Here is an 11,934-nt window from a genome sequence, read left to right on the forward strand (position 1 = left end):
GTGCCGCCCAGCAGCTTAAGTTAACAGTGCAAAGATCGCTGCATCAGAGTCACGGGAAGTGTGATTAAAATACTTTTCCAAAGTATCAACAAAGGTACTGCTGTGAAGTCGACGTTTGCTGTATGCAGAAAACACCTCCACGACCATGTCATCATCAATTTTCCGCTCTTCAAGCGCTTTCGCACTCAACAACACTTCAACTACCAACATATCCGTCAGCAACACCTTAAAATATTGAAATGGCGTTTTCTGATGATGAAGCAAAAACTGATCATGGTAGAGACAGTAGAGCAGATAGTTCAGCAACAGTTGGGGGTGTTGTTCGAAATATCCCGTTAAGTGCGCCTCTTTGGACTGACTCAACATCGCTTCAAATGCATCGACATACTGTTGATTTTCCATCGTTTTGGAGAATGCATCATAATTATCGATCGCATGTGCTGGCAACGATAGTTGAGAGAACGCCGCATCGAGAAGGCCGTTGAAGCGCTTATCCGCAGGGGCAACAAAGCCCTGCTCTTTTTCACTTTTTTGAGACCGTCTTAGATTGTGATGCAGCTGCACCGCAAAGGCCTGCCACTTCACTTCCGTCAGTCTAGGTAAGGACTCATAGGCACCTTCTAGCTTATTGGATTGAATCAGCGACACGATCTCTTTAGATGCTTGCTCTACTTTTGCGATATCAGAGACATCATTCCCCATTCGCTTAAATAGCAAACCTATAGCCAGAAGACGCTGTGGCAGCGGAATCTGCTCTTGCAGTAAAATGTCAAAACAGAGATCCCGTATTGGCGCCACCCACACCGGCAGTGTATTGGGCGTGACTTTCTGTTTCGGGCCTGTCTGAGAAGCTACTTTCAATTGCATGGCTTGAGGGTCAAACAGCACCGCGCTAGCCGCTGCAGGGCAAGACAACGATAGGCTTTGCTCAACGCGCTGGGCAAATGGTTTGTTGACTCTAGGGTAGCTCTGACAGGTTGTCGAAAGCGCGTGATGACCTAATTTACTGTGAATTTGGCACAGCCCCTGCTTATCCAGCATGGGACAATTACCGTTATCCAGTAACTTGATTTTTCCATAATGGGCACTCTTCTTATCGCGCTTCAAATATCGTGAGGCCAGAGAAGAGATCGCCGGAGCGGTGCTGCGCTTAAGAGTTTTAAAACTCTTCTCATCAACGCCAATATCCCAGGAGTGGCAGCAGTTCGACGGACAACGCTCTCCCCAGCATTGAAACTCAGTCACATACTTAGGCTCAATAATTGGCATTTCAGTGTTCATGTTACTCTCCAAATTCATCAGCCATCGTTAACTCACGCCCATATGACACAAAAGGCCAAGCGAACGCTTGGCCTTAGTGTTTCAACGTTAGTAATTAGCCCAGCAGGCCCATTACCAAGTTGGTGTTCTGGTTCGCACGAGACAGTACGTTGGTACCAGATTGAACCAGCAGCTGGTTCTTGGTCATGTTGGCAGTTTCTACAGCGAAATCTGCATCCATGATGCGGCCTTTCGCAGCAGTAGTGTTTTCAGCAACACTGGCTAGGTTACTTGCAGTGTGCTCAAGGCGGTTGATGTTAGCACCCAGTTGAGAGCGAACGCCGTTAACTGCTTTAGAGAAGGTTTCGATGCCATCCAGTACCGCATCTGGGTCACCACCGTCGCCGATGTCACCAGCAGTGTAGGCCAGTGCAGCAGTAGTTACGGTCAGGTCTTCGGTCTTATCCGCACCGATTTGGAAGGTTACACCACCTTCCAGAGTGTCAAACAGGTTGTTACCAGCGAACTCGGTCTTGTCCAAAATACGGCCAACTTCCTTAGACAGTTCTTGGTATTCCGCATCCAGAGAATCCAAGTCAGCAGCAGAGTTTACGCCGTTAGAAGCCTGAGTAGCCAGTTCCTGCATGCGGTTGGTGATGTCGCTGATCTCTTCCAGTGCACCATCAGCAGTCTGCAGCATGGAGGTGGCATCGCCAATGTTACGCTGAGCAGTGCTCATGCCGGTGATGTTAGCATTCAAGCGGCTTGCAATCTGCAGACCAGCAGCATCGTCAGCAGCAGAGTTAATGCGCAGGCCAGTAGACAGGCGCTCCATAGAAGTGTTTAGCAGGCTGTTTGCTTGGCCTACGGCATTTTGAGATACCAAAGATGCGTAGTTAGTTTGTACTGAAAGCATAGTGTTTTCCCTCAAAAGGATATTTCTGGTTTAGTCACTAACTAATGGCGTCATGCCTTTTAAAATACTTAAATTATTTTTTGTTTTTTCTCGAACAATTTATCGTAAGTGCAGCCCAAAATGGCAGATTGTAAGCCGCTAAGCCCCGAAAACTAAGGCTTAGCGGCGTTCTTCACTAACCTAAAAGCCCCATGACCAAATTGGTATTTTGATTGGCTCGAGACAGAATATTGGTGCCAGATTGCACCAAAAGCTGGTTCTTAGTCATGGCGGCGGTCTCAGTGGCAAAGTCCGCATCCATAATTCGCCCCGATGCTGCCTGAGTATTTTCCGTAACGCTGGCAAGGTTGTTGGCGGTATGTTCTAGGCGATTGATGTTGGCACCCAAGCTTGAACGCACGCCATTAACCGCCGCGGCAAAGGTGTCAATGCCATCAAGCACTGCATCGGGATCACCGCCATCACCGATGTCACCGGCAGTGTAGGCCAGCGCCGCGGTGGTCACGGTCAAATCTTCCGTTTTGTCGGCGCCAATTTGGAAGGTCACCCCAGCCTCCAAGGTGTCAAAAAGGTTGTTGCCAGCAAACTCGCTCTTATCCAAAATTCGCGTGACCTCTTTGGAAAGCTCTTGATATTCGGCATCCAGTGCATCTAAGTCATCGGCGGAATTCACGCCATTTGATGCCTGAGTGGCCAACTCCTGCATACGTAAGGTGATGTCACTGATCTCCTCTAGGGCACCATCGGCGGTTTGCAGCATGGAGGTGGCGTCGCCAATGTTACGCTGCGCGGTGTTCATGCCGGTGATGTTGGCATTCAAGCGACTGGCAATCTGTAAACCAGCGGCATCGTCAGCGGCGGAATTGATTCGCCACCCTGTAGATAACCTTTCCATGGCCGTACTCAGGGAGGAGTTACTTTGGCCCACTGAGTTTTGAGCGACTAAAGAGGGGAAGTTGGTTTGTACTGATAACATAGCATTCTCTCCGTGAATTAACCTCATTCACTAAAGGCGCCGCCAAACAGCTCAAACTTTAACCAGTGAGGGTGATTTTTCAGAATTTTTCTCTAGAAAAACAAAAGCCCCTGATTTTAGGGGCTTTATTTTCGCAAATATTTAGTGATTATTCGCTGTGGCTAGCCATCATCTCTTTACGAAGAGCTTCATTGGCATCGGTTTTGTCATTGTTCGCCTGCACCTTGCCGTCGGTGTAACGGTGCATCCAACCTAGCACGTTATCGTACCACTGCACTAAGTTGTCCTGATTCAAAATCCAGTGGTTTTCGTTCTCAAACACCAACAGCTCGGAATCAATACCTTTGCGTTGCAGCACCGTGAAAGCAGCAAGACCTTGCTCTAGCGGCACACGATAGTCTTTCGCTCCGTGAACAACCAACATCGGCGTCTTCCAATTGTCGATATGATTTACCGGATTGAATTTCTCGTAAGTCTCAGTCGCGTCCCAATAGCTGCCACCAAATTCGTGCTCAGGGAACCACAACTCTTCAGTCACCATGTAGAAGCTGCGCATGTCGAACAGGCCCGCATGATTCACCAAGCACTTAAAGCCTTCACTCCAATTGCCAGCGATCCAGTTCATCATGTAACCACCGTAAGAGCCGCCAGCAGCACAGGCATTGTTGGTATCCAGCCAAGGTTGTTGCTGACCCACCGCTGCGAGACCTTTTTGTAGATCAACCAGTGGTTTGCCCCCCCAGTCTAGGGAGATGGAATCGGTAAAGGCCTGACCATAACCGGTAGAGCCATGGAAATCGATCATCACCACACCAAAGCCGGATGCAGCCCAAAGCTGTGCATTCCAGCGGCTGTGCCAGCGGTTGCCAAAGCTGCCCTGTGGACCGCCGTGCACTAAGAATGCCACCGGATACTTTTTGCCCGCCTCAAAGCCAGCTGGCTTAATCCAGTATCCGTAAACGGTTTCGTTGTTCCAGCCTTTGAAATTAAATTGTTGGTACTCACCCAAACCATCTTGGTTTAGCAGGTCTTTATTCAAGTTGGTCAGCTGAGTTGGCTCGCTGCCATCTAGGCCTACAACGTGCAGATCGTTAGGGCCGCTTAGATCGTTGTGGGTATAGAACAGCTTGCCGCCGATCACTTTCACTAGGGAGTTACTGCCCTCGCCCACCAGTTCACGCTTATCACCAAAGCGAACGTCCATGGCGTAGATAGCAACTTGTCCTAGGTTTTGTGCGGTGACATAGAGGGTATGGCTCTCTTCCGCAAAAGCGATGTTACCGGCACTGCGATCCCACAGCGGCGATACTTCTCGGGTTTCACCGGTTTGCAGGTCTTTGAGCATGACGCCAAACCGATCCGCCTCAAAGCCGGGCTTCTTCATCGCCAGATAAGCCATGTAGCGACCGTCTGAAGAGAAGATGGGGTGGGAGTCCCATGCTTTATTGTCAGCGGTTAAGTTGATGGTGTCGCCACCGGTAATCGGAACCTGCCACAGATCGTAATTGGTTTGCCAAGATTGATCTCGGCTTGGTGCCTTGGCGCTGTAGACGATGTGTTTGCCATCGGCGGTGAAGCTTACCTCTTCCATGCCAGAAAACGGCAAGGAAGGCACTTCGGTGTTTAACCCCAAAGTCACGTCAATAGGATCGATCACTTCACCATCAGCTAACTTAGCAACAAACAGGTGGTTACGCAGACCGTCGCTCCAAGTATCCCAATGACGAGCCATTAACTGAGTGTAATGCAGGCCTTCCTGCTTATTTTCAGCCTGTTGATCTTGCTTCTCTTTACTGCATGCCAGAGTGTCACACTCAACATTAACTCGCAGCTGCATCACCACATGTGACTCATCTGGAGACAGCTTAAAGCCATCGATCCCCAAAGGCAGATCAGAAACCTGTACCGCCTCGCCACCATCTACGGCAATGGACCAAATCTGGCTAGAGCCACTGCGACCGCTCAGAAAATAAAGGGTCTTGCCATCTTTTGAGGGCACCAAGTTAAACTCAGTAGACTTATGATTAGTGAGGCGTTTGGCAGGCTCACCTACACGCTGAAGATAGAGATCAGAGCGGCTGCCATCATCTGTTTTCTGTTTCACCCCGTAGACCACAGTGCGGCCATCAGGCAGCACCGTTGTTGAATGCAGCTTCTTTAAGCTATTCAACTGATTGATCTCAAACGGCTCACTGTTTGCGTGGGCTCCAGCAGACACTGCCAGTAGCGCCGAGAGCAGCAGGCTCTTTTTCATGTAACTTTCCCTCATATAGAAGGGCACCGCAAAGCGGTGCCGTCTATGGCTGGCCCTATAAACAAAGAGTCAGCCTGGTTTTCATTTTAATTGGACAGCTTAGCATCAAGCTCGCTGATCTTTGCCTGCCAGATCGCAGGGCCAGTTTGGTGAACGTTGTTGCCGCTGGAATCCACGGCCACCGTTACCGGCATGTCTTTCACATCAAACTCGTAAATGGCTTCCATGCCCAGATCTTCAAAGGCCACCACGCGAGCTTGCTTAATGGCTTTGGCAACCAAATAGGCTGCACCACCAACGGCCATCAAATAGGTGGCTTTATGTTTAGCAATACTGTCCACGGTCGCCGGACCACGTTCAGCCTTACCAATCATGCCCATCAGCCCAGTTTTTTCCAGCATCAGGTCGGTAAACTTGTCCATGCGAGTTGAGGTGGTTGGGCCGGCTGGGCCCACCACTTCGTCGCCTACCGCATCCACAGGACCCACGTAATAGATAAAACGCCCGTTGAAATCAACGCCATCAGGAAGGCCCTCACCCGATTCAATCAGATCTTTAATACGCTTGTGGGCCGCATCACGGCCGGTGAGGATTTTGCCATTTAGCAGCAAGGTATCGCCAGATTTCCACTCTTGCATCTCAGCTTGAGTCAGGGTGCTAAGATCCACGCGTTTAACGCTCTCGCCCACTTCCCAAGTGACCTCTGGCCAATCGCTCAGCTCTGGAGCGGGCAATTTAGCAGCGCCTTCGCCATTCAACGTGAAGTGAACGTGGCGGGTTGCAGCGCAGTTGGGGATCATCACCACAGGCTTAGACGCCGCGTGAGTTGGCGCAGATTTGATCTTCACATCCAGCACCGTCGTCAATCCGCCTAAGCCTTGAGCACCAATGCCCAATTTGTTCGCACGCTCATAGATGTCCAGGCGCAGTTTTTCTTCCGTCGTTTGAGCGCCGCGAGCTTGAAGTTCTTGAATGTCGATGTGCTCCATCAAGGACTCTTTGGCCATCACCGCCGCTTTCTCAGCGGTGCCGCCAATGCCAATTCCCAGAACCCCTGGAGGACACCAGCCTGCGCCCATGGTCGGCAGGGTTTTCTCAACCCATGCAGCGATGTCATCAGACGGGTTTAGCATCACCATCTTGGATTTGTTTTCAGAGCCGCCACCTTTGGCTGCAAGGAACACCTCAACTTCGCCGCCAGGCACCATGTCAATGTGTACCACGGCGGGCGCATTGTCTTTGGTATTTTTACGAGCACCAGCAGGGTCGGCAACGATGGAAGCGCGCAGTGGGTTATCTGGGTTGCTATAAGCTAAACGAACCCCTTCGTCGACCATCTGCTGAACCGTCAGGTCGCTGTCCCACTGCACCTGCATGCCAATTTTAACGAAGCAGGTGACGATGCCAGTATCCTGACATAGAGGGCGGTGGCCTTGGGCCGACATACGAGAGTTAATAAGAATCTGAGCGATGGCATCTTTTGCCGCTGGGTTGGCTTCTCGCTCGTAGGCCGAGTTCATGGCCTCAATGAAGTCTTTGGGGTGGTAGTAGGAGATATACTGTAGGGCATCTGCTACCGAACTGATGAAATCCGCTTTTTTGATTATGGCCATTAATCTACTCCGTGGGGCGTCCCGCCCAGCCTGCATTATTTGAATTATCCAGCCATAATACCCTGAGCTGCGGGCCAATATCTAGCCTGACGGCGGTCGAACTTAGCCAGTTTGTAGGGAGGAATGTTGTCGCAGAGCTTGAGTAATTCCCTGATTTAACGCAGAAAGGGTTATCGGCTTAGTCAAAAACGCATCCATTCCACAATCCAAGCATCGCTGACGATCCGCCGACGTTGCATTGGCGGTGAGTGCCAGGATCAAAATTTGCGCCTGAGGGCCTAACCGAATCTGCTGTGTCGCACGGTAGCCGTCGAGAATCGGCATCTGGCAATCCATCAAAATTAGATCAAAATGACGCTGATGGCAGATGTCCACAGCCTCTTGGCCATTCTGGGCAATCACCAGTGAGCCACAGCCCAGCTTTTTTAACATCACCTGCATCAGCTTCTGATTGCTGGTATTGTCTTCCGCTAACAAAATACTAAGCCCAGCCAGAGGCTTATCCAAAAGTTCGAGCGCCGGTTTGTCAGTGATAACGCTGCAATCATCAACAACGGTAACCGGCATTGCCAAGGTAAATTCACTGCCCTTCCCTTTAGTCGAATGCACCAGTAAACGCGCCTGCATCAGATCCGCCAACTTTTTGCAGATCGATAATCCAAGGCCCGTGCCACCAAAACGTCGCGTAACCGAACCATCAGCCTGAGTGTAGGCATCAAAAATATAAGGCAGTGTCTCTGAATCAATGCCAATGCCAGAATCAACCACAGAGATCATCAATTCACCTTGACGCCCTTGGACTTTCCAATCGACTCTGATCTCAACACTGGCACCAGGGGAGAACTTGATGGCATTGCTCACCAGATTACCCAGAATCTGTTCAGTTCGCCCCTCATCCAGTAATACGAACTCAGGCAGTTTGGGTGAGATGTCGACGGCAAACACCACCTTATGAAGGCGAGCCATTCCCTGAAAATGAGCATGGATACGTTGGATAAAATCCGTTACTGGACACGGAGTTGGCTCCAGTTGCAACTGCCCCGCTTCCAGCTTTGAAAAATCCAGCACATCGTTGACGATCTGCAATAAGCTCTGAGCGGAGCCTTCCAATAAGCGAAACTGCTCCTGACCATCCTCGCTTAACCGAGAGCGTTCCGCAGCAAGGCAATCAATAAAGCCGATCACTCCATTCAGCGGGGTTCTAATCTCATGACTAGCATTAGCTAAAAACTCAGATTTGGCTTCAAGAGATTGCTTAAGCCGGTCAGTCAATTCGTTGGCTTGCTGATGCTCTGTATGTAAATTCCTATCCGCCTGCATCAAACCTCTCGCCAATAGCGTCAATTCACTGCGGTGCGACGCTGCCTTTGCCAGTTTCAATTCACCAGAGCCTACCTTAGGAAGGTGCGATACCATCTCCGCAAGAGGTTCATTCAACCACCGGCGTGTGGTTCGAAATACCCCCCAAAAACAGAGCAATGATAACCATGCAATGGCACTCACTAAACGAAACGTCTGCTGACGAAGCTCGGACGTATCCAGTTCTATCTCATAAAGCAGCCAATCCTGCGACTCAAACTCTAACGGCTTAAACACCTTCATGCAGCCGTAAATTAAAGGGGTTAGCCAACCGGAGTCATCAGTGCAAGAACCTTGAATACCTGTCTGGCGATAATGATATCGGGGCTCACCGTCAAGACTGGTTAACCTCACCGACAGTATCTGCGTAAAACTACGCGCTTGCCGGTTCATCTCAACCACCGACTCTGGATCATCCAACAGCGCAACCTCTATCATGGTGGGAGCCATATTCGCAGCAATAGCCTCAAACTGAGCTCGCATCATTCGGCTTTTACCATCGTAACTCCACAGCACTGCCACCATCGCTAATGCCGCAAATGTTACCAGCACAAATAGATTGACGCGTATCGCCAGCGATCTCATTGCGCCCCCTATTTTGCCACCGGCAGATCCCGTTGTGACCAATCGAACCAAGAGCCGTCGTAATGCATCACCTTAAGACCGGCTTGCTGCATTAAGAAAAAACCTAGGGTTGATGCTTTTCCTCGATAGCAGTAGGTGATGTATTGCTTGTCTCTGTCAAAGTCATCAAATAACGCAACCAACTCATTTAAAGGTTTAAGTACGGTTTGTCCCTCGGCATTGAGTCGATAAAACTCGTCCTTTGGTACATTGACAGCGCCCGGGACGTGGCCGAACTTGTCCGTGTGAGACTGCTCGCCAACAAAATGAGAGCGGGGGCGGTTGTCAACTATACCAAAACCACCATTAAGCCCAGCCAACTGGGTCATTCGCGCATTAGCGAGCACATCAGGATTTAAGGTTGGAAGGTATTCACTCGGTAGTGACGCTGTAGCCTGCTTAGAGGCCAACTTGTCCGGCAGATTAACATCATTAATCAGGTGGATATTTCTTAGCCCATATAACTCGAGAACCCATGCGAGTCGGGAAGCATCAAGCAAGCTGCTGTCATCATAAATAACGATGGCTACATCAGCCTGAACTCCCTTATCCTGTAAGGTCTGAGTCATGTCAGTAATGCTTCGCGCGAATAACACGCCGTTGCGATTGTTGTAGGTTGAACTAACTGGGAAGCTGATGGCTCCAATTAAGTGCCCAAGGTGGTAATCTTTTGCACTTCGCGCATCATACAAAAGATGCGGCTTTTCCCAAGATTGAAACTCCTCAAAAGAGATGAGCTCAACCGACTGAAGGTGGCAGCTAACTAGAAGCAATCCCAATATCCAACGCCTCATTGCACTCTTCCTGTGATCCATCCATAGATAATCAAAGTATAGTCAGGTAGTTATCACCGTGACGGTCTAACTCAGTCACAAAGTTCATTACAAAACTGAGTTTTCTTCCCGTTACAGGTATGTAAAAATCACACCATTGCGGTCAACTACTGAGGCTATTGTGCGCACTCTACTTTCACTCTTTTTGACTCTGTCGTTCGCCGCTGCTGTGGCGGCCAAGCCAGCTCCAGACTTCTCTCTTAAGCCAAACTTGCAACAAAGCTTGATAGAAGTAAGCCAAAAGGGGCCGGTTTATCTGGATTTCTGGGCAAGCTGGTGCGGCCCATGCCGACGCTCGTTCCCTTTTATGAACGAATTGGTCGCGCAATATCAACCTGAGGGGCTCACGGTGATTGCCGTTAATTTGGATGTGGAAAAGCAAGACGCAGACAACTTTCTCACGCAATTCCCTGCTAACTTCACCATAGTCTACGATCCCGAGTTCACCATCGCTGACGCCTACAAGGTCGCAGGTATGCCCTCAAGTTACTTAATCTATAAGGGCGAGATAATCGAACAGCACGTTGGGTTTAGAGAGAAGGACGCTGAAGCGACTCACCGCACTCTTAAAAAGTTATTCGGTAACTAGGGGTTATTTACCTTCCGTTTTTACACAACGAGTTTATCGTTCTCATTCTGCATTTATCCGCGGGCATGGTTTCGATGAAAAGATGAAGTTTTCGGACTGCCTTATAGGTTTCAGACTAACAGTTACAGCTTCACTTCAAACAGATTCATTGTATAGGCAAACTCTCCGCCTATTCGCCGTCGATAGACTCTGAATTTAGCTAATGCAGCCAACCATCAACCCAACACTTTGCCGGCGAACGCCGGTATCCAGTGACATTTATTTGTCTGTTCACTCACTTAAGGACACTGGACTCTGACGTGCGTCAGAGAGGCAGTTTCGGGGTTGCGCGATAAGGGTAGGCACATAGAATAGTTCAAAGCTTGCAGCAGCCAACCCTCCCTCCCAACGCATTGCCGGCGGACGCCGGTATCCAATGACCTTTTCGACTTCAACGACATCGGCTCTGATATTAGCTAATGCAGCCAACTACTCAAGGACACTGGGCTCTGACGTGCGTCAGAGAGGCAGTTTCGAGGTTGGTCGGTAACGGCTGGTTCAGAGAAGCAGTTTCGGGGTTAGGCGATAAGGGGAGGCTCTGAGAATAGTTCAGAGCTTGCAGCAGACAACCATCCTTCCCAGCGCATTGCCGGCGAACGCCGGTATCCAATGGCCTTTTCGACTTCAACAACATCGGTTCTAATATTTGCTAGTGCACAAGGGCACTGGACTCTGACGTTCGTCAGAGAGGCGGTATCGAGGTTGATCGATAACGGCAGGTTCAGAGAAGCAGTTTCGGGGTTGGGCGATAAGGGTAGGCTCATAGAATAGTTCAAAGCTTGCAGCAGACAACCATCCCTCCCAACGTCCTGCCGGCAAACGCCGGTATCCAGTGACCTTTTTTATTTTAACGACATCGAGCTCAAATGTTTGTTGATACTGCCAACTCGTCAAGGACGCTGGGCTCTGACGTGCGTCAGAGAGGCGGTTTCGAGGTTGAGCGATAACGACAGGTTCAGAGAAGCAGATCCGTCTTCAGCGGGATTGGTTATGAAAAGGAGTATTGGCTATTTTCAAACGCTAGAAATGAAAAAAGCCCGTAGCGTTAGCTACGGGCTTTCTCAAAATATTGGCGGAGTGGACGGGACTCGAACCCGCGACCCCCGGCGTGACAGGCCGGTATTCTAACCAACTGAACTACCACTCCACCGAAATTGGCGTCTGACGATGACCTACTCTCACATGGGAACTCCCACACTACCATCGGCGCAACTGCGTTTCACTTCTGAGTTCGGCATGGGATCAGGTGGGACCACAGCGCTATGGTCGTCAGACAAAAATTGTCAATTTGTACAAGCTGCTTTCTCGTTTTTGCTTTTCGCAAGTGCTTATATCTGCGATATCAAAACCCATTGGGTGTTGTATGGTTAAGCCTCACGGGTCATTAGTACAGGTTAGCTCAACGCCTCACAACGCTTACACACCCTGCCTATCAACGTGGTAGTCTTCCACGGCCCTTTAGTGGACTTAA

At 49.9% G+C, this 11,934-nt stretch carries 8 protein-coding genes, 1 tRNA gene and 2 rRNA genes; 1 reads left to right on the top strand and 10 read right to left on the bottom strand.

Annotated features, from left to right (window positions below; translation table 11 throughout):
• Positions 1-15: 15 nt before the first annotated feature.
• The 7 genes from fliB to FCL42_RS17940 all read right to left on the bottom strand — a co-directional run bounded on the left by fliB (position 16) and on the right by FCL42_RS17940 (position 9,796).
• A complete protein-coding gene (fliB, locus tag FCL42_RS17910) occupies positions 16-1,281 on the bottom strand; it encodes a flagellin lysine-N-methylase (protein ID WP_169308443.1) in 1,266 nt (421 codons plus the stop codon).
• A 94-nt stretch (positions 1,282-1,375) separates the two neighbouring features.
• Positions 1,376-2,176 carry a flagellin N-terminal helical domain-containing protein gene (locus tag FCL42_RS17915; RefSeq protein ID WP_136864804.1) on the bottom strand — a complete coding sequence of 267 codons (801 nt, stop codon included), beginning with the start codon at positions 2,174-2,176 and terminating at the stop codon, positions 1,376-1,378.
• Positions 2,177-2,351: 175 nt separating this feature from the next.
• Positions 2,352-3,152 (bottom strand): flagellin N-terminal helical domain-containing protein, encoded by an 801-nt coding sequence (locus tag FCL42_RS17920; RefSeq protein WP_136864805.1) that lies wholly within the window; start codon positions 3,150-3,152, stop codon positions 2,352-2,354.
• Between the two features lie 148 nt (positions 3,153-3,300).
• Positions 3,301-5,406 (bottom strand): S9 family peptidase, encoded by a 2,106-nt coding sequence (locus FCL42_RS17925; RefSeq protein WP_136864806.1) that lies wholly within the window; start codon positions 5,404-5,406, stop codon positions 3,301-3,303.
• Positions 5,407-5,492: 86 nt separating this feature from the next.
• Positions 5,493-7,019 carry a fumarate hydratase gene (locus FCL42_RS17930; protein ID WP_136864807.1) on the bottom strand — a complete coding sequence of 509 codons (1,527 nt, stop codon included), beginning with the start codon at positions 7,017-7,019 and terminating at the stop codon, positions 5,493-5,495.
• Between the two features lie 102 nt (positions 7,020-7,121).
• The gene (locus FCL42_RS17935; RefSeq protein WP_136864808.1) at positions 7,122-8,963 is read right to left on the bottom strand and encodes an ATP-binding protein; all 1,842 of its coding nucleotides are present in this window, start codon (positions 8,961-8,963) and stop codon (positions 7,122-7,124) included.
• An 8-nt stretch (positions 8,964-8,971) separates the two neighbouring features.
• A complete protein-coding gene (locus FCL42_RS17940) occupies positions 8,972-9,796 on the bottom strand; it encodes a sulfurtransferase (protein WP_169308444.1) in 825 nt (274 codons plus the stop codon).
• A 160-nt stretch (positions 9,797-9,956) separates the two neighbouring features.
• Here FCL42_RS17940 and FCL42_RS17945 point away from each other — a divergent pair, with 160 nt between their 5' ends.
• On the top strand, positions 9,957-10,424 hold the full coding sequence (locus FCL42_RS17945) for a TlpA disulfide reductase family protein (RefSeq protein WP_169308445.1): 468 nt from the start codon (positions 9,957-9,959) through the stop codon (positions 10,422-10,424).
• 1,109 nt (positions 10,425-11,533) lie between these two features.
• On the opposite strand, the gene FCL42_RS17950 is transcribed toward FCL42_RS17945, so the two are convergent.
• From FCL42_RS17950 to FCL42_RS17960, 3 genes are all read right to left on the bottom strand, one after another.
• A tRNA-Asp gene (locus FCL42_RS17950) sits at positions 11,534-11,610 on the bottom strand.
• 12 nt (positions 11,611-11,622) lie between these two features.
• Positions 11,623-11,737 (bottom strand): 5S ribosomal RNA (rrf, locus tag FCL42_RS17955).
• A gap of 89 nt (positions 11,738-11,826) precedes the next feature.
• Positions 11,827-11,934: ribosomal RNA gene (locus FCL42_RS17960) — 23S ribosomal RNA — on the bottom strand; the annotation flags it as partial.

This window comes from Ferrimonas aestuarii (genome assembly GCF_005116665.1).
GTDB classification, from domain to species: Bacteria; Pseudomonadota; Gammaproteobacteria; order Enterobacterales; family Shewanellaceae; genus Ferrimonas; species Ferrimonas aestuarii.

Coding starts and splice junctions, on each gene's coding strand:
- fliB (WP_169308443.1), bottom strand. CDS start 1,281: ATGAACACTGAAATGCCAATTATTGAGCCTAAGTATGTGACTGAGTTT.
- FCL42_RS17915 (WP_136864804.1), bottom strand. CDS start 2,176: ATGCTTTCAGTACAAACTAACTACGCATCTTTGGTATCTCAAAATGCC.
- FCL42_RS17920 (WP_136864805.1), bottom strand. CDS start 3,152: ATGTTATCAGTACAAACCAACTTCCCCTCTTTAGTCGCTCAAAACTCA.
- FCL42_RS17925 (WP_136864806.1), bottom strand. CDS start 5,406: ATGAAAAAGAGCCTGCTGCTCTCGGCGCTACTGGCAGTGTCTGCTGGA.
- FCL42_RS17930 (WP_136864807.1), bottom strand. CDS start 7,019: ATGGCCATAATCAAAAAAGCGGATTTCATCAGTTCGGTAGCAGATGCC.
- FCL42_RS17935 (WP_136864808.1), bottom strand. CDS start 8,963: ATGAGATCGCTGGCGATACGCGTCAATCTATTTGTGCTGGTAACATTT.
- FCL42_RS17940 (WP_169308444.1), bottom strand. CDS start 9,796: ATGAGGCGTTGGATATTGGGATTGCTTCTAGTTAGCTGCCACCTTCAG.